Genomic DNA, 26,276 nt, shown 5'->3' with positions numbered 1-26,276 from the left:
AAACGTTCCCTTAAGTCACAGGCAGGGGAAGATAATAGTTATCACGGTAAGTATCAAGAAACAGAAGATCGAATAGCATGGATTGTGAAAAGTGCGCACCGGAACAGCTTCAATCAAAAAACACCATTCCCTTGTATGGTTTCTCTCGGCAGGCCGCCAGCCGCTGGGCAAGGTTACCGACGTGCGCTTCGAGTTTGTGTCCGTCTGGATCGAGGAAATACCAGGAGTCGCCTTCACTTTTGTTGACTTTCCAGCTTACAACGCCAGCCTGTTCGAGGCGCGCAACAAACCCGGCGAAATCGCTTTCGCGAATGCTAAAGGCGTAATGCGTGTAATCGCTGCGCTGTGGCGGAACGTATTCACGCTACGCATCCACCGACAAACACAGCCACAGTTCGCCGCAGGTAAGGTAAGCGCCGTTGTCCCAGCGCGCATGCAGTTTCAGCCCAAGCAGTTGATGGTAAAAATCAACGCTGCGGGCAAGATCGCTGACCGCGAGTGTCAGGTGATTAACGTGGCTCAACATGGTTTATCTCCTGTTGCGGTAGCGACGGTAAACACTGCGCTGCGCGGACAAACGCAGTGTTCAATGACAGGTGGATTACTGCGCCTCTTTCACCTCGGTGACGAACTCCGGCAGATCCCAGGTGCCGCCCGCGCGGATATAACGGCACATGCCGGTGGTGGATTCACTGCTTTTACGGAAGGTTTCGCCGTCCCACACCCACTCTGCAGAGGCCCAGCAATCGCCAATACCACGACCGCGCTGCCCCAGCGAAATGATACCGTCGGAATAGTCGGATGCCGCATTAGTGATAAATTGCGGGTTGCCTTTCAAGGCTTTATCCAGTACCCAGTAACCGTAACCTTCGTTGTACGCGCCACGCCAGCAAAGGGCGGAGATCAGGACATGCTTACGGTCAAGCGGCGTTAGCGTAATGTCATTATCGCCATCAATGACCGGTTCTTGCGGTGATGCAAGGCCTTCACACTCGTTATTATTAGGGAGCGCCGCCAGCAGGCGTGGCTTCAGCGCATTGACTTCGGCTGTGGTCAGCGCGCGGTCTTCGCCGCTTTCTACTTTTGCGGCCTGAATGACCGGCGCTGCCACCGCGGGCGTCACCGTGTTTTCGGCTTTATCGCCTTTTTTACTGAGCGCGCCCGTCGTGCCGACGCGTCCCTGCACATCATCAAATTTCAGCAACACGGCATACGCGCCATCGCTGGAGAGCACAAAGGGTTTTGCCGCTCCTTTGAACTCCACTTTGCCGCTGCCTTTTACAGCGTCAATCATGCTGTGCGCCTGCGCGTCCGATAAGCGCCAGGTATCATTATCTTCGGTGGCGATTTCGCCCTGTGATTTACCGTCGATCCACAGCGAGAGCGCCGCCTGTGGCGCGGTTTCATCCGCATCCATCTCGGCCAGCACCACATCCACGGTAACCGGCGTGTCCGGCCCGGCTTTACGGGTGATCAATACCGATCCGCTGGCTTCTTCTTCCGCGCTGTAACCTGCTGCACGGCAGGTAAGCGTGTTGTCGCACACCACTTCCCAGTCTTTATGATCAAACGAGATGCCCGACTGCTCCGCCAGCGCGGGCGCACTCAGCGTCGCTGCCATCACCAGCGCCGCCCAGATACCACTGTTCATGTCATCACTCCATAATGAGGAATGCCGACAGTGTGCAGAAATTATCGATTGGGGAGAAGTCTATTTTGGCGGGATACAGCGAAATGAGGCGAGAAACATTTCCCGCCCCAATATACCCGCCATACTTCAAGCTGCATGTGTGTTGGCTTTTTTATTCGGCTCATCCCTGAGCCTTACCCCTTCGGGGCCGCTGCTGACAGCGTTCAAATCTGCTCCCGGCAGATTTGTCGCTCACCCCAGTCACTTACTGAAGTAAGTGACTGGGATGCAAAGGCGAAGCCAACAAAGAGGCAGTTTGAAGGATAACGTGTATAGATCAATCCAGGTTAAGGTCGCTGTAGGATTTCACCACGCGGGAAACGATGCCGTAATCGATCGCTTCTTTGGTGTTCATCCAGTAGTTACGATCGGTATCCTGCTTCACTTTGTCGACTGGCTGGCCGGTCGCATCGGCGATCAGTTGGTTAACGCGTTCCAGCGTGCGGATGATCTCTTTGGCTTCAATCTCAATATCGCTCGCCTGACCACGAACGCCGCCCAGCGGCTGATGGATCATAAAACGGGTGTTCGGCAGCGCGTAGCGGTGCTCTTTTTTCGCCGCAAGGAAGATAGTGATCCCGGCGCTGGCCACCCAGCCAGTGCCGATAATGTGCACTTCCGGGGTGATGAACTTAATCATATCGTGAATGGTATCAGCCGCTTCAACGTGACCGCCCTGGCTGTTGAGATAGATCTTGATCGGCGCATCACTGATGCCCTGCAACAGCAGAAGCTGGGTGACCACTTTCTCGGTCAGCGCCTGGTTGATCTCGCCGGAGATAATGATCGAGCGGGCATCCAGCAGCTTTTGCTGCATCAGTTGTGAAACGTTGCCGCCCTTCTCTTCTTTTTTCTCGTCTTCTTTATCGTCTTCATCGTTGCTGTTAATAAAGTGCATCTGCTCTCTCCCTTCAGGTTATGGAGCTAAGCATAGCCCAACGCCGAAGAGGCGGAAATAACAAGATGTTATCTCCGCATTTTTATCATTAACCCAGCTCTTCACGACGCAGCCCGAGGTCTTTAAGCTGTTCGTCGCTTAACGCGCGCAAAAACTTGCGCGTTTGCCAGCGTAAGCGCATGGCCTGAAACTTGCGCCAGAGAAAAATAAACCCGGTAAAAGGGCCTTTGTGTCGATTTTCAAAAAATTCCATCGGTACTCTCCTCGCCTGAACAGAGCCCCATTTTCTCTGTAATCCCGCCCTACAATACAGATTCAGAAAATACTTTTCTTTAACATACAGATCGCTTAAAACAGCATCTGAACGGCACTATTTCCGCAAATCTGTACTGGTTTTTAAATCTGTATGGCAAATAAAAGGGATACAGCATGACCCGCTACCAACATCTGGCTACCTTGCTGGCCGGGCGTATTGAACAAGGTTTATATCGCCACGGCGAAAAATTGCCCTCAGTGCGCAGCCTCAGCCAGGAGCATGGTGTCAGTATCAGTACCGTACAGCAGGCTTATCAGGTGCTGGAAAATCTGCAGTTGATCACCCCGCAGCCGCGTTCCGGCTATTTTGTCGCGCCTGGCAAAGCGAAGCCGCCTATTCCGGCGATGTCGCGTCCGGTTCAGCGCCCGGTGGATGTCACGCAGTGGGACGAAGTGCTGACGCTGCTGGAAGGGCGTGAAGACAAAACGCTCGCTACCTTCGGCGGCGGTGCGCCGGATATCACCCAACCGACGCTCAAGCCGCTGTGGCGGGAAATGCAGCGCGTGGTACAACATCAAATCCAGGATGTACTGCGTTACGATACCTTGCCTGGCCGCCGCGAATTACGCGAACAGATCGCCCGCCTGATGCTGGATGGCGGTGCTGCCATCACCGCTGATGAAATTGTGATCGCCAGCGGTTGTCATCCCGCGCTGTCGCTGGCGCTGCTGGCCGTCTGCCAGCCAGGCGATATTATCGCGGTTGAATCACCTACCTATTACGGCACCATGCAGTTGCTGCGCGGGCTGGATATTAAAGCCATTGAAATTCCGACCGATCCTGAAACCGGCATCAGTATCGAAGCGCTGGAGTTAGCGCTGGAACAGTGGCCAATTAAAGGGGTTATCCTGGTACCGAACTGCAATAACCCGCTCGGTTTTATCATGCCGGAAGCGCGCAAAAAGGCGGTGCTGGCGCTGGCGCAACGCCACGACATTGTGATTTTTGAAGATGATATTTACGGCGAGCTGGCGGCAGTTTACCCACGCCCTTGCACCATCAAATCGCTGGATATCGATGGCCGCGTGCTGCTGTGCAGCTCCTTTACCAAAACCGTCGCACCGGGTTTGCGGGTGGGCTGGATTGCGCCTGGACGTTATCTCGACCGGGTATTGCACAAAAAATATGCCGCTATCGGCACCAACACGCCCGGCCCGCAACTGGCGATGGCGGCGTTTATTCGCGATGGTCACTATCACCGCCATGTGCGCCGCATGCGCCAGATTTACCAGCAACATCTGGAAACGTATACCTGCTGGGTGCGCCAGTATTTTCCGTGTGGGATCTGTGTGACGCGTCCACAAGGCAGCTATCTGCTGTGGATCGAACTGCCAGAAACCGTGGATATGGTTTGCGTTTCCCGCACACTTTGTCGGCTGAAAATCCAGATCGCACCTGGTTCGCTGTTCTCCGCTTCCGGCAAGTACCGGAACTGCCTGCGGCTGAACTGCGCCTTGCCACTCACCGATGCAAACCGTGAAGTGATCAAACAGTTAGGAGAAGCGATTCACACCGCGCTAGAGGAGTGAAGAATTTTTGCCCCAAATGCCCCAAAACGTACGGCGCGAGCGCAGACTGGGGCGTAAAGGTGGATGATAAAAAGTAATATGTTACTGCACTACAAAGCGCTTCATCACGCGGCATCAGGTTTTCTGAAACATTAAAACTCGTTGTATATGAATGGAAAATAACGACCAACGGGTAAGCAGTACGCTTTGCACAACATGAGCAACATCACACTCTTATCACGCATCCGGCGCAAGAATAAATTATTCTTATTTTCACCATTCGCAATAATATATTATTCCTTTCAGCACGCCGTCACCACCGCGTAACGGCCAACCCTTTCCGTAACCGTGGAGCGAGACGTTGATGAGCATTGATCTATCCAGACTGACCACCGAAGGCCGCAATACCGCCAGTGAAAACATCGACATGCTCGATACCGAAGCGATGCTGAGGGTGATCAACAGTGAAGACCAGAAGGTGGCGCTGGCAGTGGAAAAAGTGATCCCCGCTATCGCGCAGGCGGTGGATGTGATTGTCGCCGCGTTCAAACAGGGCGGACGTTTGATCTATTGCGGCGCAGGTACCTCCGGGCGTCTTGGCATCCTCGATGCCAGCGAATGTCCCCCGACATACGGCACGCCGCGCGAACAGGTTGTCGGCCTGATTGCTGGCGGTCATCGCGCCATTTTGCAAGCGGTGGAAAACGCCGAAGACAGCCTGACGCTGGGCATTGACGACCTGAAAGCGCTCAACTTCACCGCGCACGATGTGCTGGTCGGCATCGCCGCCAGCGGGCGCACACCGTATGTGATTGCAGCCATGAAATACGCCCAAAGCCTGAAAGCGACCACCGTGGCGCTAACCTGCAACGAAAACAGCGAAATGGCACACATCGCCAATATCGCGATTGTGCCAGTGGTTGGCCCGGAAGTGGTGACCGGCTCCTCGCGGATGAAAGCGGGTACCGCGCAAAAACTGGTGCTCAATATGCTGACCACTGGCGCGATGATCCGCAGCGGCAAAGTCTATGGCAATTTAATGGTAGATGTGGAAGCCACCAACCTGAAGCTGGTACAGCGTCAGATAAATATTGTAATGGAAGCCACCGGCTGCACCAGCGACATCGCCGAACAGGCGCTGAAGGCCTGCGGCGGGCACTGTAAAACCGCCATCGTGATGGTGTTGGGCCAGCTCAGCGCGGAACAGGCGACACATCTGCTGGCCGATAACGGCGGCTTTATTCGCCAGGCGCTGGGCGATGCGGGGATCAAATAATGGCTAAAATCAGCGAACACTTGATTGTGACAATTATCGAAAAGGTCGGCGGGAAGGAGAATATCACTACCTGCGGCAACTGCATGACGCGCCTGCGCCTGACGCTCCGTGACGATTCACGGGTGGAGACAGAGAGCCTGAAAGCACTGCCCGGCGTGCTGGGCGTGGTGAACAGCGACGATCAGTTGCAGATCATCGTTGGCCCCGGCAAAGCGCAAACCGCAGCGGAAATGCTGAATGCAATGATCGGCGGCCACGCCACGCCCGTGGAAGCCCCATCGCTGAAGCGCATCGCCAGTGACACCAAACAGCAAATGAAAGCGAAGCAGACCAGCGGCGTGCATCAGTTTCTGGCGAAGTTCGCCACCATTTTTACGCCGCTGATTCCGGGTTTTATCGCCGCCGGGATGCTGCTGGGTTTTGCCACCTTAATCGAGCAAAGCCTGCTGCTCAACGCGGCAGAGAAGAACACAACAGTGGTGCACCTCGTCGGTTATATGAAGGTGTTTGGTAAAGGCCTGTTCACCTTCCTGCCGATCCTGATTGGCTACAACGCGCAAAAAGCTTTTGGCGGCAGCGGCGTTAACGGTGCCATTATTGCCGCGCTGTTCGTGTTGGGTTATGACCCAAAAGCCACAGTCGGTTATTTCTCCGGTATCGAAAACTTCTTCGGCATGGGAATTGATCCGCGCGGTAACATTATCGGTGTGCTGATCGCCGCAATCCTCGGCGCGTGGATCGAACGCCAGATCCGCAAAGTGGTGCCGGATAACCTCGACATGATCCTCACTTCATTGCTGACGCTGCTTATCACCGGTGCGCTGGCATTTGTGGTGATTATGCCGATTGGCGGCGAGCTGTTTAAAGGCATGTCTTGGCTGTTCCTGCACCTCAACGGCAACCCGTTTGGCTGCGCGGTGCTGGCGGGCCTGTTCCTTATTGCCGTGGTGTTTGGCGTTCATCAGGGGTTTATTCCGGTTTACTTCGCACTGATGGATGCGCAGGGTTTTAATTCGCTGTTCCCCATTCTGGCGATGGCGGGTGGCGGTCAGGTGGGTGCGGCACTGGCGCTCTATTTCCGCGCGGCGCCGCATTCGATGCTGCGTAACCAGGTGCGCGGGGCGATCATCCCCGGTCTGCTGGGCGTGGGCGAACCATTGATTTACGCGGTAACCTTGCCGCGTGTGAAGCCTTTCATCACCGCCTGTATCGGCGGCGCATGTGGGGGATTTTTTATTGGTACCGTCGCGTGGTTGGGTTTGCCCGTCGGCCTGAATACCGTGTTTGGCCCTTCCGGGCTGGTGGCGCTACCACTGATGACCTCCGGCCAGGGCATCTACGCCGGGATGGCGGTCTACGCGGCAGGTGTCGTCATCGCTTATATCTGTGGTTTTATTGCCACCTGGCTCTTTGGCCATAAAAACGTGGATCTCACCTAATCACCGGCAACCACCCGACGCAAAGCCGGGTGGTGTTTAGCATCAGAATGCCCAGGAAACGCTGCCTACAATGCTGCGTTCCGCACCAAAATAGCAGTAAGAGAGCGAGTTACAGGCTGCTACATAGCGTTTGTCAGCCAGGTTATTGACGTTCAACTGCGCGCTCATCCCCTTCAGGCCAACATGGCTCAGATCGTAGCCGACGGCCAGATCCACCAGCGTATAGGATGGCAGCGTATGCATGTTCTGGCGATCTGAGGTAATGCCATTCACATAACGCACACCGGAACCTACCGTCAGTCCGTTGAAAAGCCCCGTTTTCACGTCATAGCTGAGCCAGGCGCTGGCCTGATTGCGCGGCGCATAAACCGCACGTTTCCCCTGTTCTTCCACACTGCTTTTCTTGTAGCGGATGTCGTTGTAGGTGTAGGCGGCCTGCAAACGCAGGCTTTCCGTCAACTGTCCCACTGCTTCCAGCTCTACCCCTTCCGATTCGATTTCACCAATTGAACGGTACGGATCAGTCGGCTCCACTTTAGTGGCGATATTTTCCTGATTGATGCGGTAGAGCGAGGCGCTGTACATCGTCTGTGAGCCTTCTGGCTGGAATTTCAGCCCCGCTTCCCACTGCTTGCCTTTCATTGGCTGCAAAATTTTGCCGTATTCATCGGTAAAACTGGTCGGCGTAAAAGCGGTTGAATAGCTGACGTACGGTGCAAACCCGCTGTCGAACAGATACATCAGCGCCGCACGGCTGCTGAAGTGATTCTGATCCAGCGTATCGCGGGTATCGTTGATCGTGTTGATGTTGGTGATCTTCACCCGATCGTGACGACCGCCAAGCGTCAGCCGCCAGCGATCGAGCGACATCTGATCCTGCAAATAGATCCCGGTCTGCTCCAGTTTGTGTTTTTCCCGGCTGTAGACCGAAATGGACAGTGGATCAGCGCCGTAAACCGGGTTAAATGCATCAATCGCCGGGAAACTGCCATACGAGGCAGTGACATTATTACTGCGCCGCTGATAATCAACGCCGAACAGCAGTCGGTGGTTAATGATGCCGGTATCAACGCTGCCATCAATCTGGTTATCCAGCGTGATGGCCGACAGCGATTCGTCGGAACCGGAATAGCCGCGGTTCAGTTCCGTATCATTCAGCCAGCCTGCGGCATACACCTGGTTGAGATTCACGTTGGTGTGCAGGTAGCGCAGCTTCTGGCGAACCGACCAGCCGCTGTCAAAGGCGTGCTCAACGTTATAACCGACCATATTTTCCCGGCGGTCATAATTGTCGTAATCATCTTCGCCTTCAAAGAAGGTATTGGAGATCTTTCTGCCGGCATGCGAGGTTACCGTGCCTTCATAGGGCAAACCGGAGTGGCTACCACCTTCAGGATCGCGATGCAGATAGGCCATCAGTTCAAGGCGAGTTTGATCGGTGATACGCCACGTCAGGCTCGGTGCGATGGCATAACGCTGCTCTTTTAAAGGGTCGAATTGCGAATCCGCATAGCGGGTCATGCCGGTTAAACGCGCCGCTACGCGGTCGTTATCATCTACCGGCCCGGTGACATCAAAAGCTGCACCGCGCTGGTTGTTATTACCTGCGAACAGTTTCACTTCACCGCCGGGGTCAAACGACGGTTTGCGCGAGTTCAGCGCGACAATCCCGCCCGGCGAGGATCGGCCATACAGTACCGAAGCCGGGCCGCGCACCACTTCTACGCTGTCGAGGAACCAGGGATCGATAACCAGCGAGCTATGCGAGTTGGTGTCGCCCATCAGTTTCAGGCCATCAAGGTAGACGTTATCCAGACTGCCGTCGGAGAAACCGCGTAGCACGATGTAATCAAAACGGTTCGATGCGCCGATCTGGTTGCTGTACACACCCGGCGTGTAACTCACCGCCTGGCGCACGCTGGTTGCGCCCTGCTCTTCATACTGTTGGCGCGTGACAATAGATACTGCCTGCGGCGTTTCGATATCCGGCGTCTCCAGCTTGGTAGCACCACTTTGCATTTGTGAGGTGACCACCACAGTATCGTCAGTGGTTGACGTTTCCTGTGCCAGAACCGATACGTTCATCCCACCGGTAATACAGCCAATCATTAGCGCCAGTCGCGTTTTTGCGAACATGAAAATCTCCAGAAGCCGTTATTATTGTAAATAAGAATTATTACCCTTTTGGCTTCGGCAATAGCTATGCGCGATGACGATTCACCTATGCGCAGTGACAAAACGCACGCAAAAAAGTCGCCATGGTCTATGACGGGAAATCAGGCGAGACGCATTTCGCTGGGTGCCACACCGTAGCGGCGACGAAAAGCGGTAGAGAAATTCGTGGCATGCTGGTAGCCCGACATCCAGGCCGCCTGCTGTACGCTATACCCTTGCGCCAGATAGCGCCGCGCCAGTTCAAGGCGACAATCACGCAGGTAATCAAACACGGAATGGCCGTAAGCCTGGCGGAACTTCACCCGCAAACTGCTGGAACTCATTGCTGCCAGCTGCGCTAATGCGGTGAGGGTGTACTCTTTTTCCGGCTGCTGTTCCAATAAACGACGCACAGTTTCAAGCCGATGGTGCTCGCCGCCAGGCGCGGAACTGCGTTTTTCACGGCCAGGCAAGGGTTGCGACAGCGCATACCCAAGCAATTGCAGCATCACGCCTTCAAGGATCAACTGGCGCGATAAACCCGGTTGCTGACTCTGCTGCGAGTGTTGCAGCCCGGAAAGCAAAAATGCCGGAACGGGCCATAAAAAGGTCGGTGCACCGTACGCTTCCCACTGCTGCAAAAGCGCCGTCAACAGCGGCGATTGCCAGCAACGTAGCGGATCAACGCCCATCGACAGCGTACGCAGGTGGTTATCCGCCTGATGACTGGCGTTCATCACCTGCTGTTCGCTCAGGCGCGAGGTGAATGCCATGCCCGCACGCACGATAAACGCTTTGCCGTTCAGGCGCAGTTGCACACTACCTTCCAGTACCACCAGCATGTAGAGCGGGCAACTGTGCAACGATGTGGTTTCATAGGGTTGAAGGACGCGAATATCCGAGCGGGTAAGATTCAGGCCGGAGGAGAGCGTCATCTCTTCGACTTCCCCCTGAATCACCATACGCTTTTCTTTGTGAAACGATCGGCCAGAGGTCAGCGCCGGGAAACGATAGTCGATCCCGTAGCGCTCGCCAAAAGCGATAAAGTCTTCAATGGAAAAGTCTCTTTTTTTCATAGCCAACAGCCGCTGCAAACCCGTGCCCGACGCCGGGCGAAACGGCTTACACCTTATCATCCGGCCTGGTGTGCTTCAATAATATTGAGAATTATTCTCACATAAATGTGACAAGATATTAACCGCTTCAGCGCGTCCCTAGTGAAGCGATAATCTGCTGGCGCAGCCATTGGTGGCCAGAATCGCGATGCAGTCGTTCATGCCAGAGCATCAGCATATCGAAGCCCGGAAGATCCAACGGCGGCTCGACCACCTGCAAATTGCGGTTGTGCGCCACCAGCCGCTCCGGCAGTACCGCCACCAAATCAGTGCCGGCCAGCGCCTCGAGCATAAACAGGAAATGGGGAACGGAGAGCACCACGTTGCGCTGCAAGCCGCGATCCGCCAGCGCGATATCCGTTGCTGCATGAAAACCGCCGCCTTCTGGCGACACCACCACATGTTCCAGTTGGCAAAACTGCGCCAATGTCGGGCCGCCGTTTATTAACGCCGGATGGTGCACACGCCCGGCCAGCACGTAGCGTTCAGTGAACAATAACCGCTGATGCAGAGCAGGCGGCGCGCCTTCGCGCAGATGGAAAAAGAGATCGATATTGCCCTGTCCGGCCTGATGCTGGATCTGCAATGGATTGAGTTCAAATATCGCCAGACGGCTGCCCGGCGCGGCAGCGCGCAAACGGCTCAGTAAAGGGAGCAGTATCGCCGATTCCGTATAGTCGGTGGCCGCCACGCGCCAGGTGACAGCGGCACGGGCAGGATCGAAAGTGCTGGCTGGCGCCACCGCACGCTCCAGCGCTTCCAGCGCCTGACGCAGTGGTTCGCGCAGTTCGTCGGCTCTGGCGGTCGGCTGCATACCACGCGGCCCCGGCAGCAGTAACGGATCGGCAAAAATGTCCCGCAACCGCGCCAGTTGAACGCTGACGGAAGGCTGAGAAAGGTTCAGGCGCTGCGCCGCGCGCGTTACATTATGTTCGCTCAATAGCACATCCAGCGTACGCAGAAGATTGAGATCCAATCGGTTAAGATTAACCATGACTATACCTGTGATATAAGCAATTAATTTCTACTATATCCGCCATGCTCCTACTCTGACATTCAATTTTGTTGCCTGGAGTTGTTATGAACGTATTGATTGTTTATGCCCACCCGCAGCCCCATTCGCTCAATGGCGCGCTAAAGGATTTTGCCGTACAGCATCTGGAAAATGCCGGTCATCAGGTCGAGGTTTCCGATCTCTATGCCATGCAGTGGAAATCACAACTTGATGCCGATGACAGCAGCTCGCCGCCGCTGGGGGATTTTTATCATCCTTCGTCTGATTCAAAACAGGCGTTTGAGCAGGGAACACAGGCGGACGATATCAACCGTGAGCAGGCCAAACTGCAACGCGCTGATGCGGTGATTTTCCAGTTCCCACTGTGGTGGTTCTCTATGCCAGCGATCATGAAAGGCTGGGTCGATCGCGTTTATGCCTGCGGTTTTGCCTACGGTGTGGGCGAACACAGTGACACGCACTGGGGCGATCGTTACGGCGAAGGGAGCCTGGCGGGGAAACGGGCGATGCTGCTGGTGACCACCGGCGGCTGGGAATCGCATTACGCCCCGCGCGGTATTAATGGCCCGATCGACGATCTGCTGTTTCCTATCCAGCATGGGATCCTGTTTTATCCTGGCTTCGAGGTGCTGCCGCCGCTGGTGTTTTATCGCAGCAATCGCATGGATGAAACGCGCTTTGCCGAATGTTGTACAGCGCTGGCGCAGCGACTGGATACGCTATGGTCAGCAGAACCGCTGGCCTTTCGTCGGCAAAACGGCGGCGATTACCTGATTCCGCAACTGACGCTGCGCCCGGAAATTTACCCCGGTGAAAGCGGGCTATCGATCCATCAACAACGTAAATAATACCCCCTCACCGGTGCGTGCCATGCGCGCTGGTGAGCGTCATCTCCCTCTTTTTTCACCTCGTCACACAATCTATTTTTTTGTAACTTTCTATCAGTTCCAGGGAAAAGCGTTACCCTGAACGCCCGGATTCGTTTATCGTAACCGAAAGCGAGAATGATCACTCTCAATAAAACAACACGAGGGACAGAGATGACGGCCAAACTATCGCAGGAACAGCGCCACCAGCAACGCCAGGACGAGATTATTGCCGCCGCACGCCGACGTTTTCGCATTAGCGGATTCCACGCGGCCAGCATGTCGCAGATAGCCCTCGAAGCTCAGCTCAGCGTTGGGCAGATTTACCGTTATTTCGTCAATAAAGACGCCATTATAGAAGAGATGGTCCGCCGGATTATCGACTACCGCATCGCCGAAATGCAGAGTAAGACAGAAACCCAACACCTGCCGGAAATACTGGCCTGGCGACATACCCTCAGTCCTGACGATGGTGCATTGATAGTAGAGATGGCGGCGGAAGCAACACGCAATCCACGCGTACAGGAGATGCTGGAAGAGGCCAACGCCAGGATGTTTGAAAACGCCTGCAACCATATGCAGAGCCTCTACCCGCAATTAAGCGAGGATCGTATTCGCTGCAGCGTGGAGCTACTGGCAACGCTGGTGGAAGGCACCATGTTTCGTCGCCTGACACCGCAAAAAAGCGATCCGGCGCAAATGCAGGTACTGTACCAGGAAATCATCGCTATGCTGTTTAAGAATTGAATCCCCGGATCTTCGGTTCTGTTGCGATTTCACCGAAGCCGATGCCGTATTTTCATCAAAATAGTATCCCGGGTGCTCAACGGTGAGCGCCGGCTTAATATCAATCACATCAAGAAATTAGCCGCCCGCTTTGGTGTATCACCGCTTTTGTTTATTTCCTGAGACTTAACCCCTCTTCCCGCCCGGCTTTAACCCACGGTGAAACTCATTAATGCGTTTCACCGTTTTAATGGCCTGCTGCGAAGTGGCGGACGCGACCGACAAAACAATCATCTCAAGACACAGTAGCACCGTGCCGTGCAGCGGGATCTTGCCCTTCTCGCCACCGCGCGGTACATGGATTACCACATCCGCTTGCTGGCTAAAACGCGAGTCCGTTGCGTTGGTCAGCAGGATCACCGGAACCCCCAGGCGCCGCGTCTCTTTCAGCGTGGTCAGCCCTTCGCGGTGCGCTGATTTTTGCGCCATCATGATCAGCACATCGCCGCGCTGTAAATTGATCAACTGCTCGGCAAGTGCAATGCCGGTGCGGTTGAGTGGCACCGCAGGCAGGCCAATACGGCTGAATAACCGCGCGGTATACTCCGCCAGGATCCCCGATGCGCCGATGCCGAAAATCGCCACCTGCCGCGCCTCAACCAGCAGCGCCACCGCCTGCGCAATCGCATAGCGGTTATCCGGCGCGGAAAGCACTTCACAAGTGTGCTGATGCCCTTCAAGCACAAAATCGATGCCGGAATTCACATCGCAAGAGAGGGCATTTACCGTGGTACTCATCTTTTCTGCCGAAGAAATGGTCGGGCCAAACCAGTGCTCCAGCGTCTGTTTTAGATCCCGTAATCCGGCAAAGCCCAGTGCCTGAATGGCGCGCACCACCGTGGCATCTGAAGTCTGTGTCGCTGCTGCAATCTCAATCGCGGTATGCTCCAGCACCACATCGCGATTTTCATTGATGTAGCGGGCAACGGCCTGCAAACGCGGTGACAGCGTGTGCGCCCGTGCACGAAAGCGTTCACCGTACACATCCACGCGATTTTTCGCTTTTTTTGTGTTCAGCATCGTTATGGCTCCTTACTTCGCGGCAGGCAGCGGTCGCCCGGCGATTTGTGATTGCACCTGCGCCACCATCAGGCTCAGAGAAGCAAAAGAGTTGGAGATGGCTTCCTCACGGGAAATCAGGACGTAATGCCCGGTACGGCAGGCATTGAGAAAATCACACCAGCCCGGCATCACCGCATCCATCGCCGCCATCTCATCCTGCGGTTTACCGCCAGTATCCCCGCGCCAGGTGGCGAAAACAAAATCCGCGTCCAGCTCCGGTAAACGTTCGGCGCTGACATCGATGCGACCCCCTTCAGGAATGCTGTCGATCAGTTTCGGAAAACGAAAACCCGCATCGCGCAGCACGCGCCCCAGCGAATGATAGCTGTGTAATGCATTGATTTTTCCGTTGTTCGCCTGGATCACTGACACGGTGATTTTGCGGGTGTCGAGAGTACTTTTTAGCGCCGCAATCTGCTCACGGTAGCGGCGCTCAAGGATCTGCAAGCGTGCCTGCGTACCGGTGAGCTGCGACAGCTTGCGGTAGATCTCCGGCGCACCGCCTTGCAAGTGATCGATACTTACCGTTGGCGCGATCTTTTCTAACTGCTCCACCGGCGTGTTGCGGCTCGGCTCCGTAATGATCAGATCCGGTTTCGCGGCGGCGATCGCTTCAATATCGATATCCGCCGTGCCAATAAACGTAATGTCCGAGTTATCAAAATCTACGCCGGTTAGCATGCCGCTGGAGCGCAATGTATGGCTGCCGTCGGCGCGGGTACGCCCGTGGCTGGCAACCGGCGGCACACCTAATTCGATCAAAGGGATGGTGATATCCAGATCGTGCAGCGACACGATGCGCTTTGGATGCAGCGGTACTGTAACCACGCGTCCCAAATCATCAGTGAAGCTTTGTGTCGGCTCAGCAGCGCCAGCGCTCAGGCCAACCAGCAATAACAGTGAAAAAATCAGGCGCATACGGCTCCTTAAGCTTATAAACGATCGCGTCGCCGCCATAGCAACAGCAGGAAAAACGGCCCGCCAATCAGTGAGATGATGATCCCGGCGGGAATTTGTAACGGCGCAAACGCCAGACGGCCTATCGAATCCGCCACCAGCACCAGCAGACCGCCGAGCAGCGCACTGCCCCACAGCAGCGCCCGCTGGCCGCCGCGCAGCAGAAAACGCGCCATATGCGGCGCGATCAGCCCGACAAAACCGATGTTGCCGACGCAGGAAACACTGGCGGCTGTCAGCAACACCGGCGCAACGACCCGCAGCCATGCAAGGTGCGACAGGCGAACGCCAAGCCCGGTCGCCGCCTGATTGCCCAGCAGCGCCACATCGGCGGCACGCGCCGTTAACAGCAAAATCAGCGTCGCGGGCAACGCCCAGCACAGTGCGACGATTAACAGCGGCCAGGTGGCGGCGTGCAGGCTACCAGCCAGCCACATCATGGCCGTCTGCACGTCACGGACATCCGCCGTGGTCATAAATACGCCAATACCGGCAGCGAAGGTCCAGGAGACGCCAATACCCAGCAGCACAAAGCGCGGACGCGAGACATCTCGCGCCAGCGCCATCACCAGCCCGGCGGCGAATAAACCGCCCGCCATGCCCGCCAGCGGACGCCAGACCAGCCCGACTAACGGGAAGCAGAGCACCAGCGTCAGCACCACTACGCTTGCCCCTTCTTTCACGCCAATCAGCCCCGGATCGGCAAGCCCGTTGCGGGTGATGGACTGCATCGCTGCGCCCGCCATACCCAGCATCGCGCCGCACAGCAGCGCCATTAGCACGCGGGGCAGGCGAATATCCCAGACGACGTAGTGCAGTTCAGTGTTCAACGCATCGGGCAGCAACAGCGCCCGACCAATGGTAGAAGCAGGAACCGGTAACGAACCTTGCGTCACACCGGAAAGCAGCAGCATTAACGACAACAAACTCAGGCCTGCCAGCCACCACAGGGCGTGTGGGCGCAGCAAGCGGGAGAAGCCGCCAAGCCGAAAACCACGCAGCCCGGCATGTTCAGGTAAGTGACTCATTTGAAAAACCTCGCCGCCAGCAGAATAAATAGCGGCGCACCCACCAGCGCAGTCATCACGCCGGTGGCGAGCTCCTGTGGCGACAGCAACGTACGGGCGGCGATATCCGCCAACAACAGCAGTAATGCGCCACCGAGCGCCGACAGCGGGACGACCGCGCGCAAATCATCCCCGGCAAGGCGTCGCACCATATGGGGAACCACGAGGCCAATAAACCCTATCGGCCCGGCGACCGAAACGGCCGCACCGCACAACAAAGCAATGGCGGCCAACGACAGCACGCGAGTGCGCAGCAGAGAAACGCCCAGGCCGCGCGCCATATTGTCACCAAGCGCCAGCATATTCAGCGCGGGAGCGAGCCACAGCGCCAGGGCAAATCCAATGCCAGCAACCCGTGACGCTGCCCGCAGCACCGACCAGCTTAGCCCGGCGAGATCGCCTGCCAGCCAGCTACGGATGCCCAGCAGCGTCTGTTCATCGAGGATCAGGATCGCAGCGGTGATGGAGGAGGCAAAAGTAGAAATCGCCACGCCGCACAGCGTCACTTTTAAGGGCGTAAAACCGGATCGCCCGGCAGCAGACAGCACCATTACCAGTGAAAAAAGCAGCGCCGCACCACCTGCGGCAATAAATGCGCGGCTGAAGATGGCATCGCCTACGCTTATCCCCAGCGCCGTTGTGGCAACAACCGCCAGCGCCGCGCCCGAATTCAGCCCGAGGATATGCGGCTCGCCGAGCGGATTGCGGATCACCGATTGCAACAACGATCCGGCCACACCTAACGCCGCACCGGTAAACAGTGCCGCCACCAGCCGCAGTAAACGCAGGCTAATAATGACGCGATGATCAAAATTGTTCGGATCAAAATCCACCAGCGCCTGTACCACCGTGGACGGCGCGATGTAGCGTGCGCCAAGGCCAAGATGTGCCACAGCCGCTGCCAGTAACAGCAGCAACAAGCCAGATGCCGTCGCGCTAATACGCCCTCCTCGTCGGGTAGAAAGCGCAAGCGAACTCATACTCTGGAACCTGCCGGTTTACGAAAAGGCATAAAGAAGGGCTTTCCAGTCAATGGGTTAACTGACATTTGCACCTCCACATCGAAGACGGTTTTGATCAGCTCAGGCGTGCAACTGTCGCCTTCGTCGATCACGCCTTGCAAACGACCCTGTTTGAGGAACACCAGCGTGTCGCCGTAATTCACGGCAAAATTGAGATCGTGCAACACGACCACCACCGTACGGCCGTGAGCGCGGGTTAAGGTCTGCAGAAGTTCGAGGATCTCGACCTGATAGCGCAGATCGAGAAACGTCGTCGGTTCATCCAGCAGGATCACCGGCGTTTGCTGTGCCAGTGCCATCGCGATCCAGCAGCGCTGGCGCTGGCCGCCCGAGAGGCTATCAACCGTTTGCTGGGCAAACTCCGCCGTACCGGTCAGCTGCAACGCTTCCAGCACCGCCAGCTCGTCCTCTTCGGACCACTGACGCATAAAGCTTTGCCAGGGAAAACGCCCGCGCGATACCAGTTCAAAAACGGTCAGACCTTCCGGCACCAACGGCGACTGCGGAAGAATACCTAACTGGCGGGAGACGGCTTTGGTTGGCTGTTGATGAATGGCTTTACCATCAAGCAACACGCTGCCGCCAAGCGGTTTGAGCATGCGGGCGATGGTGCCGAGCAAGGTGGATTTGCCGGAGCCGTTGGCCCCGACCAGCACGGTCATCTTTCCGTGCGGGATAGTGAGTGTGATGTCATCAACGATGATCTGCTTTTGATAGCCCGCCGACAGGCCGTCGAGCACAATCCCCTGTTGAGCTTGCTGTTCCACTCGCTGTGGCATGTTAACTCCTGCGCCGCAACCGCGTGGAAAACCCGTGCGCGCCAATATTTCAAATAAAAATAACTCTCATTCTCTTTACGATTTTGCCGTCTGGCAATGTAGTAGTCAAGTAGCATCATGACAGAATCCAGCCACCTCAAAGCAAGAGTGACTACAGACGACTACATTGAACAAGAGAATTATTAAGCAAAATTTTTCAAATAGTTAAGAATATAAACCTCCGTAATCTCGCTGCGCTTCTCTCCCCCTTTTCCGTTGTAGCAAAATTCTTTCATTTTGCATTTACTACTACATACGCTCGTGTTTGAATGATTCTCAATTACATATCCGACGCCAGATTCGGCGACTTAACGGATAGATTTTGCGCAATCGGGCAATACATTAGAAACGTTCACGTCTGTGTTATGCACAGTTTTGGGAAAAAAGATTAAATGGCTCAGTTCACTCACGGTATCAATGGGCTGAAAGGGCGCGCGTTATTTTCTGCGCTCTTTCTGGGATCATGCTTTACGCCGGTTACACACGCGGTGGAAACAGCAAATAAAACCAACAACGACACCATCACCGTCAACGCGGATGCATCATCGACCGAACAACCCGCGACGTCAGGCTATCAACCTATCAATTCTTCTACGGCGACGCTGACCTCAATGCCGCTGCTGGATATTCCGCAAGTGGTGAATACCGTTAGCGATAAAGTCCTGGAAGATCAGCATGCTACCAGCCTTGATGAAGCGCTGTATAACGTCAGCAACGTGGTGCAAACCAACACGCTGGGGGGAACGCAGGATTCGTTTGTGCGCCGTGGTTTTGGGACCAACCGCGACGGTTCGATCATGACCAATGGACTGCGCACCGTCGTGCCGCGCAGCTTTAATGCCGACGCCTCGCGCGTGGAAGTGCTGAAAGGCCCGGCCTCAACGCTGTATGGCATTCTCGATCCCGGCGGGCTTATCAATGTCGTCACCAAACGTCCACAGACCCAATTCGGCGGCTCCCTCTCCGCCACCTCTTCCAGTTTTGGCGGCGGCACCGGCCAGTTTGATGTCACTGGCCCGATCGAAGGCACGCGGCTGGCGTATCGGCTGATCGGCGAATATCAGAACGAAGATTACTGGCGCGACTTCGGCAAAAATAAGAGTACCTATATTGCACCGTCGTTAACGTGGTTTGGTGATAACGCCACCGTCAATGTGCTCTATTCGCATCGTGATTATCAGACACCATTCGACCGTGGCACGATCTTCGATCCCACGACCAAACAGGCGGTGAATGTCGATCGTAAAACCCGCTTCGATGAGCCGTTTAACATTACCGATGGCGAATCCGATATTGCGCAGTTGAACGCGGAATATCGTTTTAACAGTGCCTGGACCGGCAAACTGGAATATGGCTACAGCCAGGACAAATACAGCGATAATCAGTCGCGCGTAATGGCCTACGACGCCGCCACCGGTAATCTCACGCGCCGCGTAGACGCCACACAGGGATCCACGCAGCGGATGCATACGACGCGTGCCGATTTGCAGGGGAATGTCGATATCGGCGGTTTCTACAACGAGATCCTCACCGGTATTTCGTACGAATATTACGATCTGCTGCGTACCGACATGATCCGCTGTAAGAATGTAAAAGACTTCAATATCTACGATCCGGTCTACGGCCGCGCCAGCAAATGTACCACCGTCTCCGCATCGGACAGCGATCAGACCATTAAGCAAGAGAGCTATTCGGCTTACGCACAGGACGCGTTGTATCTCACCGACAAATGGATCGCTGTCGCCGGGATGCGTTATCAGTACTACACCCAGTACGCCGGTAAAGGCCGTCCGTTCAACGTCAATACCAACAGCAGCGATGAGAAATGGACGCCGAAATTCGGCCTGGTCTATAAGCTGACGCCTTCAGTGTCGTTGTTCGGTAACGTGGCGAAAGCGTTTATGCCGCAGTCCTCTATCGCCAGTTATATTGGCGATCTACCGCCAGAAACGTCAACATCTTACGAAGTCGGTGCCAAGTTTGACCTGTTTGACGGTGTTACCGCCAATATCAGCATGTTTGATATCCATAAACGCAACGTGCTCTACAGCGAAATAGTGGGTGATGAAACGGTTGCCAAAACCGCCGGGCGCGTCCGTTCGCAGGGTGTAGAAATGGATCTTGCCGGTTCACTGACGCCCAACATGAATGTCATCGCCAGCTATAGCTACACCGCAGCAAAAGTGCTGGAAGATCCGGACTACGCCGGTAAACCGCTGCCAAACGTGCCGCGTCATACCGGTTCAGTATTCCTGACTTACGACATCAATAACGTGTTTGCCGGTAACACGCTGACCCTTGGCGGCGGCGGTCACGGCGTGAGCCGCCGCTCAGCCACCAACGGCGCGGATTACTACCTGCCAGGCTATTTTGTTGCCGATGCCTTTGCCGCCTACAAAATGAAGCTGCAATATCCGGTAACGCTACAGGTGAACCTGAAAAATATCTTCGACAAGACGTATTACACCTCGTCGATCACCACCAATAACCTGGGCAACCAGATTGGCGATCCGCGCGAAGTGCAGTTCACCGTCAAAATGGATTTCTAAATCCCCGGCACCACTCTGTGAGAACTCTGCCCCGCACAATGCGGGGCTTTTTTTGTGACATGCTTTTTGTCGCTATCTGCTGGCAACATACTGGTTTCACCCTGAAATTCGCCCAATAAAAACCGGTTAATTATACGGTCACCTTTACGTCATCGTTTTGCAGCATTTTTTTCACAGACTCTCTGGCTTTCGAAACCCGTCAATTCGTGGTTCAAGGCTTATGAGAAAATACTGGCTCCCGTGGCTGATCTTGTCACCCTCTTTGCTGTTCCTGGCGCTGTTCACTTACTTTCCACTACTGCGCTCAGTGTATGACAGCCTGTTCGACACCCGCATCGCCAGCAACGATGCGCCATTCGTTGGGCTGGGTAACTTCGCCCGTCTGCTGGATGACCCGGTGTTCTGGCAGTCGCTGTTCAATAACTTTATCTACCTTCTGCTCACGGTGATCCCAGGCGTAACGCTGGCACTGCTGCTGGCGGTAGCGCTGTGGGAAAACCATCGCATCAACCGCTGGTTACGTACGGCGTTTTTCTTCCCGATGATTATCCCGATGGTCAGCGCCGCCGCGCTGTGGCTGTTTATCTTTATGCCCGGCCTCGGCATGCTCGATCACTACCTCGCGCAGCTTTTCGGGCCAATGAACAATAACTGGCTGGGACGCAGCAATAGCGCGCTGTTGGCGCTTGCGCTGATTGGCGTGTGGAAGTTTGCCGGGTATTACATGCTGTTCTTCCTCGCCGGTTTGCAGGGAATTCCCGCCTCCACGCGTGAAGCAGCGGTAATGGAAGGCGCAACCTCTACGCAGGTTTTCTTCAAAGTCACCCTGCCGTTATTGCGCCCGACCATCAGCTTTGTGGTCACTACCGCGTTGATTTACTCAATTACCCAGATCGACCACGTCGCCGTGATGACGCGCGGCGGCCCGGACAACGCCACCACCGTACTGCTCTATTACATCCAGAACCTCGCCTGGGACACACACGATCTCGGTAAAGCCTCTGCCGCCACGTTTTTAACGCTGGTCGGGCTGTTTGTCTTCTCGCTGGTCAACCTGAAACTGCTTGAGAGAGGAGCGCATTATGAGCGTTGAGGTTACTCCTGTTATCAACCGGGCCGCTGTTGTGCCGCGTCCGCTGTGGCTGCGTCTGCGTCACTCGCGCCCGATCACACTCGCGCTGCTGATGGTGTGCCTTGCGCTGCTGTGGGTAAGCCCGTTTATCTGGATGCTCTCATCCGCGTTTAGCGCCACTACGTTTGGCGACGACATGGCATCGATTCTGCCACGCTTCCCGCTGACGCTGGATAACTTCCGTGATGCGTGGGAAAGCGCCAACTGGCTCAACCTGTACGCCAACACGCTCATCTTTGCCTTTGGCACTTTCTTTGTGCAGTTGCTCACTATTACTACCGCCGGTTACGTCTTCGCCTGCCACGAATTTCGCGGCAAGAAAACGCTGTTCATCCTGTTCCTAGTGCAGCTGATGATCATGCCAGTGGTGATGATGATCCCCAACATGCTGACGCTGAAAACCTTCGGTCTGCTCAACACGCTAACCGGCGTGATGATGCCCTACTTCACTTCTGCGTTTGGCGTTTTTCTGATGCGCCAGGCATTTCTCGCCATCCCAAAAGAGATTGAAGAAGCGGCGCTGATGGAGGGCTGTCGCTGGTGGCAGGTGCTGTTCCGCGTGATGTTGCCGATGTCGTGGCCGTCGGTTCTGGCGTTCGCCACCGTCAGCATTACCTATCACTGGAACGAATATTTATGGCCGCTGATGATGCTCAATGATCCGGACAAACAGGTACTGACGGTCGGCCTGGTTTCCTTCGCCATGGGCGCAGAATCAGGTGGTCAGTGGGGAATGATCAGCGCCGGGACGCTGATGGTTTGCCTGCCGCTGATGGTCGCGTTTATTGCTTTCCAGAAACAGTTTCTCCGGAGCTTTGGCTTCTCCGGTATTAAATAAGGAGTGTAGTTATGTTTTTAGCCCAAATTTCCGACACCCATTTTCGCAGCCAGAACGAGAAGCTGTACGGTTTTATTGATATCAACGCCGGGAATGCCGACGTCGTGTCTCAGCTTAATGCCCTGCGCGAACGCCCGGATGCGGTGGTGGTGAGCGGGGATATTGTCAACTGCGGCCGCCCGGAAGAGTACCGCGTGGCACGCCAGATCCTCGGTGCTCTGGATTACCCGCTGTTTGTCATTCCAGGGAACCACGACGATAAAGCACACTTTCTGGAATATCTGCACCCGCTGTGCCCACATCTCGGCAGCGATCCGCAGAACATACGTTATGCGATTGATGATTTCGCGACACGTCTGCTGTTTATCGATTCCAGCCTCGCCGGAGAATCAAAAGGCTGGCTGACGAACGACACCCTGCACTGGCTGGAAGCGCAACTGAGCGCCAGCAAAGACAAACCAACTGCGGTGTTTATGCACCATCCGCCGCTGCCACTGGGCAACGCGCAGATGGACCGCATCGCCTGTGAAAATGGCCATCTGTTGCTGAAACTGGTTGAGCGCTTCCCGTCGCTGACGCGCATTTTCTGCGGCCATAACCACAGCCTGACCATGACGCAATATCGCCAGGCAACGATTGCCACGATCCCGGCCACCGTGCATCAGGTACCGTATTGCCACGAAGATACCCGCCCGTACTACGACATGTCGCCGCCATCGTGCCTGATGCACCGCCAGATTGGCGATCAGTGGGTGAGTTACCTGCACTCGCTGTCGCATTACGCGGGCCCGTGGCTGTATGACGAAAACATCAGTTGCCCGGTGGACGAGCGCTAATCCCATGTTAAGACTGAACAATGTAAGCAAGCAGTTTGATGGCAAAGCGGCGCTCAGCGCGCTGTCGCTGGATATTCACGATGGCGAATTTGTGGTGCTGGTTGGCCCGTCCGGCTGCGGCAAAAGTACGCTGCTGCGGCTGATTGCCGGGCTGGAGAATGTCAGCGACGGTGCCATCTGGCTCGATAATGATGACATCACAACCCGCTCGCCGCGCGAGCGTAACTTCGCGATGATCTTCCAGAACTATGCGCTGTTTCCACACTTGTCCGTGCGTGACAACATCACCTTCGGCATGAAAGTGCGTAACGAAGAGAAAGCCAGCTGGCAGCCGCGCCTCGATCACGTGGCGCAGATGTTGCAACTCGATGCATTACTGGAGCGAAAACCCGCCAAACTCTCCGGTGGCCAGCGCCAGCGCGTAGCAATGGCGCGCGCCATCGTGCGTAACCCGAAACTGTTCTTAATGGATGAACCGCTCTCTAACCTTGATGCGCGCCTGCGTACCGAAGTGCGCGACAGCATTATGGCGATGCACCAGCAGTTGAAGACCAGCACCATTTATGTGACGCACGACCAGACCGAAGCGATGTCGATGGCCGACCGCATTGTGGTGATGAATGGCGGCCATGTGCAGCAAGTTGGCCGCCCGGAACATTTGTATGCGCATCCGGCAAATCTATTTGTTGCCGGGTTTATCGGCTCCCCGGCCATGAACCTGCTGTCGCTTTCCTGCGCAAATGGCGAGGTACGACTGGATGAGCAACGCCTGCCCCTGCCTGAGCATGCTTCCGCCGCGTCACAAGTGTGGCTCGGCATTCGCCCGGAGCACATCACCGATACGCCGGAAGCGGGCCAGTTGGTGCTGCCAGCTACCGTCATACAGCGGGAACTGATGGGTGCGGATTATCAGCTTCACGTCAGCACCCCCATTGGCAACCTACGTTATATCCGCCGACACCGGGGCGATGTACCCAACAAAGGGGACACACTCAGCGTCGGTTTCTCACCCCTTGATTGTCATCTTTTTGATGCGCAAACCTTGCTTAACTTACACCAGGAGAACGATCATGCATAAGCCTCTGCCAAAAACATTGCGAGCGCTTGCTTACTGTATAAGCTTTGTAATAAGCGGTACTGCACTGGCTCAGGAGAAGATTGATTTCATGTTTCCGGCCCCGGTGGACGGCAAACTGACCATGGAAATGACGCGCGTCATCAAAGCCTTTAACGATTCACAAAAAGAGGTGGAAGTGCGCGGGATTTTTACCGGCAGCTACGACACCACGAAAATGAAAGCTGAATCGGCACAGAAAGCAGGCGAACCGCCTGCACTGGTGATCATGTCTGCCAACTTTACGACCGATTTGGCACTGAAAGATGAAATCCTGCCGATGGACGAGCTGTTCAAGTACGGCGACAAAAAAGCAGGTGATTTCCTGCAAAACGAATTCTGGCCTGCAATGCGTAAAAATGCGCAAGTGATGGGTGTGACCTACGCCATTCCGTTCCACAACTCGACGCCAATCCTCTATTACAACAAAACGATGTTCGACCAGGCGGGCATTAAACAGCCGCCGCAGAACTGGAAAGAGTTGCTGGAGGACGCAAAAAAACTGACTGACCAGAGCAAAGGCCAGTGGGGCATTATGCTGCCTTCCACCAACGACGATTACGGCGGCTGGATCTTCTCCTCGCTGGTGCGCGCCAACGGTGGTAACTACTTCAACGAAAACTATCCTGGCGAAGTCTATTACAACGCGCCCACCACTATCGGCGCACTGCGTTTCTGGCAGGATATGATCTACAAGGACAAAGTGATGCCGTCCGGCGTGCTGAACTCGAAGCAGATCAGCGCCGCGTTCTTCTCCGGCAAACTGGGCATGGCGATGCTGAGTACCGGCGCGCTGGGCTTTATGCGTGAAAACACGAAAGATTTCGAGCTGGGCGTGGCAATGATGCCTGCCCAGGAACAACGTGCCGTGCCGATTGGCGGTGCCAGCCTGGTGAGTTTTAAAGGTATTAGCGATGCGCAGAAAAAAGCGGCGTATCAGTTCCTGACTTATCTCGTCAGCCCGGAAGTGAATGGTGCATGGAGCCGCTTCACCGGTTACTTCTCACCGCGCAAGGCGGCCTATGATACGCCGGAAATGAAAGCGTATTTGAAGCAGGATCCACGCGCCGCCATCGCGCTGGAGCAGTTGAAATACGCGCATCCGTGGTATTCCACTTACGAAACGGTTGCCGTGCGTAAAGCGATGGAAAATCAGCTGGCGGCCGTGGTGAACGATGAGAAAGTTACCCCGGAGGCGGCCGCAGAAGCGGCGCAGAAAGAAGCCGATACGCTGATGAAACCCTATGTGGAAAAAACCGCGCTGCAAGCGGTGAAATAAGATGTTGTGCCCCGCAGGGATGCGGGGAGATTTTCCCTCGCCCCACCCGTAAGCGCTTACTAACCTGATAACGAATACGGTGTGTTAGCTGACAGCGCCCTGAGTAACGAATAAGCAGCCCCCACAAATAGCGATTGTGAAAGTAGGGTTTATTGATCTGCCAGAGATTTCCTTTGTTGCCTGGGCTGTATATTTATTACTCACCCCTATAACAAGGAGCGCACCATGTCTTACACCGAACAGCACTGCCACTCCTGCGGAATGCCGCTCTCTACGCCAGATGCCCGTGGTGCCAGCGACAAATATTGTGCGTACTGTACCGACAGCGAGGGCAATCTGAAATCCTGGGATGAAGCCGTTTCCGGCCTCGCGCAATACCTCGATTCATGGCAGCAAGTGGGCAACGAAGAGGCGCGTAAACGTGCCATCCGCTATCTGACATCAATGCCTGCGTGGGCAGACAAAGCCTGAAGTTATTAGCCTGGTGGCGTCAATCCGGGGTGAAAAACAGCAGTCCCAGTCCCAGCAGCATAAAAAAC

Annotated in this window: 23 protein-coding genes and 1 pseudogene; 12 read left to right on the top strand and 12 right to left on the bottom strand. The window is 55.4% G+C overall.

The annotated features are described in order from the left end of the window. Window positions 1-109: 109 nt before the first annotated feature. The 4 genes and pseudogenes from BM427_RS13765 to BM427_RS13750 all read right to left on the bottom strand — a co-directional run bounded on the left by BM427_RS13765 (window position 110) and on the right by BM427_RS13750 (window position 2,841). Window positions 110-526: pseudogene (locus BM427_RS13765) on the bottom strand (FosA family fosfomycin resistance glutathione transferase). A gap of 75 nt (window positions 527-601) precedes the next feature. Continuing rightward, entirely contained in the window at window positions 602-1,651 is a 1,050-nt protein-coding gene (locus tag BM427_RS13760; RefSeq protein ID WP_090122346.1) for a DUF1176 domain-containing protein, read from the bottom strand. Between the two features lie 316 nt (window positions 1,652-1,967). Continuing rightward, on the bottom strand, window positions 1,968-2,588 hold the full coding sequence (locus tag BM427_RS13755) for an ATP-dependent Clp protease proteolytic subunit (protein WP_090122343.1): 621 nt from the start codon (window positions 2,586-2,588) through the stop codon (window positions 1,968-1,970). An 88-nt stretch (window positions 2,589-2,676) separates the two neighbouring features. Then, window positions 2,677-2,841: a DUF1127 domain-containing protein gene (locus BM427_RS13750; protein ID WP_090122341.1), complete on the bottom strand. Its 165-nt coding sequence runs from the start codon at window positions 2,839-2,841 to the stop codon at window positions 2,677-2,679. A 176-nt stretch (window positions 2,842-3,017) separates the two neighbouring features. Between BM427_RS13750 and BM427_RS13745 the strand changes: the two genes are divergently transcribed. From BM427_RS13745 to murP, 3 genes are all read left to right on the top strand, one after another. After that, window positions 3,018-4,433: an aminotransferase-like domain-containing protein gene (locus BM427_RS13745; RefSeq protein ID WP_090122340.1), complete on the top strand. Its 1,416-nt coding sequence runs from the start codon at window positions 3,018-3,020 to the stop codon at window positions 4,431-4,433. 343 nt (window positions 4,434-4,776) lie between these two features. Then, entirely contained in the window at window positions 4,777-5,688 is a 912-nt protein-coding gene (murQ, locus tag BM427_RS13740; RefSeq protein WP_090122338.1) for an N-acetylmuramic acid 6-phosphate etherase, read from the top strand. Next, window positions 5,688-7,127, top strand: a complete 1,440-nt coding sequence (gene murP / locus BM427_RS13735) for a PTS N-acetylmuramic acid transporter subunit IIBC (protein WP_090122337.1) — start codon at window positions 5,688-5,690, stop codon at window positions 7,125-7,127. The genes murQ and murP overlap by 1 nt, the downstream gene beginning before the upstream one ends. A 42-nt stretch (window positions 7,128-7,169) precedes the next feature. Here murP and foxA read toward each other — a convergent pair whose 3' ends face one another. The 3 genes from foxA to BM427_RS13720 all read right to left on the bottom strand — a co-directional run bounded on the left by foxA (window position 7,170) and on the right by BM427_RS13720 (window position 11,390). Beyond that, window positions 7,170-9,263 (bottom strand): ferrioxamine B receptor FoxA, encoded by a 2,094-nt coding sequence (gene foxA / locus BM427_RS13730; RefSeq protein ID WP_090122336.1) that lies wholly within the window; start codon window positions 9,261-9,263, stop codon window positions 7,170-7,172. A 140-nt stretch (window positions 9,264-9,403) separates the two neighbouring features. Next, window positions 9,404-10,357: a helix-turn-helix domain-containing protein gene (locus BM427_RS13725; RefSeq protein WP_090122334.1), complete on the bottom strand. Its 954-nt coding sequence runs from the start codon at window positions 10,355-10,357 to the stop codon at window positions 9,404-9,406. 127 nt (window positions 10,358-10,484) lie between these two features. After that, window positions 10,485-11,390, bottom strand: a complete 906-nt coding sequence (locus tag BM427_RS13720; protein WP_090122333.1) for a LysR family transcriptional regulator — start codon at window positions 11,388-11,390, stop codon at window positions 10,485-10,487. 86 nt (window positions 11,391-11,476) lie between these two features. Here BM427_RS13720 and BM427_RS13715 point away from each other — a divergent pair, with 86 nt between their 5' ends. Then, the gene (locus BM427_RS13715; RefSeq protein ID WP_090122332.1) at window positions 11,477-12,259 is read left to right on the top strand and encodes an NAD(P)H-dependent oxidoreductase; all 783 of its coding nucleotides are present in this window, start codon (window positions 11,477-11,479) and stop codon (window positions 12,257-12,259) included. A 192-nt stretch (window positions 12,260-12,451) separates the two neighbouring features. After that, complete coding sequence (locus tag BM427_RS13710) at window positions 12,452-13,024, top strand: TetR/AcrR family transcriptional regulator (protein WP_090122330.1); 573 nt, start codon at window positions 12,452-12,454, stop codon at window positions 13,022-13,024. Between the two features lie 165 nt (window positions 13,025-13,189). On the opposite strand, the gene BM427_RS13700 is transcribed toward BM427_RS13710, so the two are convergent. The 5 genes from BM427_RS13700 to BM427_RS13680 are packed head-to-tail and all read right to left on the bottom strand — an operon-like array spanning window position 13,190 to window position 17,950. Further along, window positions 13,190-14,083: a MurR/RpiR family transcriptional regulator gene (locus tag BM427_RS13700; protein WP_090122329.1), complete on the bottom strand. Its 894-nt coding sequence runs from the start codon at window positions 14,081-14,083 to the stop codon at window positions 13,190-13,192. 12 nt (window positions 14,084-14,095) lie between these two features. Continuing rightward, window positions 14,096-15,043 (bottom strand): iron-siderophore ABC transporter substrate-binding protein, encoded by a 948-nt coding sequence (locus tag BM427_RS13695; RefSeq protein ID WP_090122328.1) that lies wholly within the window; start codon window positions 15,041-15,043, stop codon window positions 14,096-14,098. Between the two features lie 14 nt (window positions 15,044-15,057). After that, the gene (locus BM427_RS13690; protein ID WP_090122326.1) at window positions 15,058-16,110 is read right to left on the bottom strand and encodes a FecCD family ABC transporter permease; all 1,053 of its coding nucleotides are present in this window, start codon (window positions 16,108-16,110) and stop codon (window positions 15,058-15,060) included. Beyond that, complete coding sequence (locus tag BM427_RS13685; RefSeq protein WP_090122325.1) at window positions 16,107-17,129, bottom strand: FecCD family ABC transporter permease; 1,023 nt, start codon at window positions 17,127-17,129, stop codon at window positions 16,107-16,109. The genes BM427_RS13690 and BM427_RS13685 overlap by 4 nt, the downstream gene beginning before the upstream one ends. Continuing rightward, window positions 17,126-17,950 carry an ABC transporter ATP-binding protein gene (locus tag BM427_RS13680; RefSeq protein ID WP_090122323.1) on the bottom strand — a complete coding sequence of 275 codons (825 nt, stop codon included), beginning with the start codon at window positions 17,948-17,950 and terminating at the stop codon, window positions 17,126-17,128. The genes BM427_RS13685 and BM427_RS13680 overlap by 4 nt, the downstream gene beginning before the upstream one ends. A gap of 431 nt (window positions 17,951-18,381) precedes the next feature. On the opposite strand from BM427_RS13680, the gene BM427_RS13675 reads away from it, so the two are divergent. From BM427_RS13675 to BM427_RS13645, 7 genes are all read left to right on the top strand, one after another. Then, window positions 18,382-20,538: a TonB-dependent siderophore receptor gene (locus BM427_RS13675; protein WP_090122322.1), complete on the top strand. Its 2,157-nt coding sequence runs from the start codon at window positions 18,382-18,384 to the stop codon at window positions 20,536-20,538. 220 nt (window positions 20,539-20,758) lie between these two features. After that, window positions 20,759-21,631, top strand: a complete 873-nt coding sequence (locus tag BM427_RS13670; RefSeq protein WP_090122321.1) for a carbohydrate ABC transporter permease — start codon at window positions 20,759-20,761, stop codon at window positions 21,629-21,631. Further along, on the top strand, window positions 21,621-22,508 hold the full coding sequence (locus BM427_RS13665) for a carbohydrate ABC transporter permease (RefSeq protein ID WP_090122319.1): 888 nt from the start codon (window positions 21,621-21,623) through the stop codon (window positions 22,506-22,508). The genes BM427_RS13670 and BM427_RS13665 overlap by 11 nt, the downstream gene beginning before the upstream one ends. An 11-nt stretch (window positions 22,509-22,519) precedes the next feature. Further along, window positions 22,520-23,344, top strand: coding sequence for a phosphodiesterase (locus BM427_RS13660; protein ID WP_090122317.1), 825 nt, complete (start codon window positions 22,520-22,522; stop codon window positions 23,342-23,344). A 4-nt stretch (window positions 23,345-23,348) separates the two neighbouring features. Then, window positions 23,349-24,422, top strand: coding sequence for an ABC transporter ATP-binding protein (locus tag BM427_RS13655; protein ID WP_090122316.1), 1,074 nt, complete (start codon window positions 23,349-23,351; stop codon window positions 24,420-24,422). Beyond that, window positions 24,415-25,737 (top strand): ABC transporter substrate-binding protein, encoded by a 1,323-nt coding sequence (locus tag BM427_RS13650; RefSeq protein WP_090122315.1) that lies wholly within the window; start codon window positions 24,415-24,417, stop codon window positions 25,735-25,737. The genes BM427_RS13655 and BM427_RS13650 overlap by 8 nt, the downstream gene beginning before the upstream one ends. A 225-nt stretch (window positions 25,738-25,962) precedes the next feature. Continuing rightward, the gene (locus BM427_RS13645) at window positions 25,963-26,208 is read left to right on the top strand and encodes a zinc ribbon domain-containing protein (RefSeq protein WP_090122313.1); all 246 of its coding nucleotides are present in this window, start codon (window positions 25,963-25,965) and stop codon (window positions 26,206-26,208) included. The last annotated feature ends 68 nt before the right edge of the window (window positions 26,209-26,276 follow it).

The organism is Kosakonia arachidis, assembly GCF_900116535.1.
GTDB classification, from domain to species: domain Bacteria; phylum Pseudomonadota; class Gammaproteobacteria; order Enterobacterales; family Enterobacteriaceae; genus Kosakonia; species Kosakonia arachidis.
The sequence above is the reverse complement of the archived record's forward strand: the minus strand, read 5'-3'. Positions and strand labels throughout refer to the sequence as shown.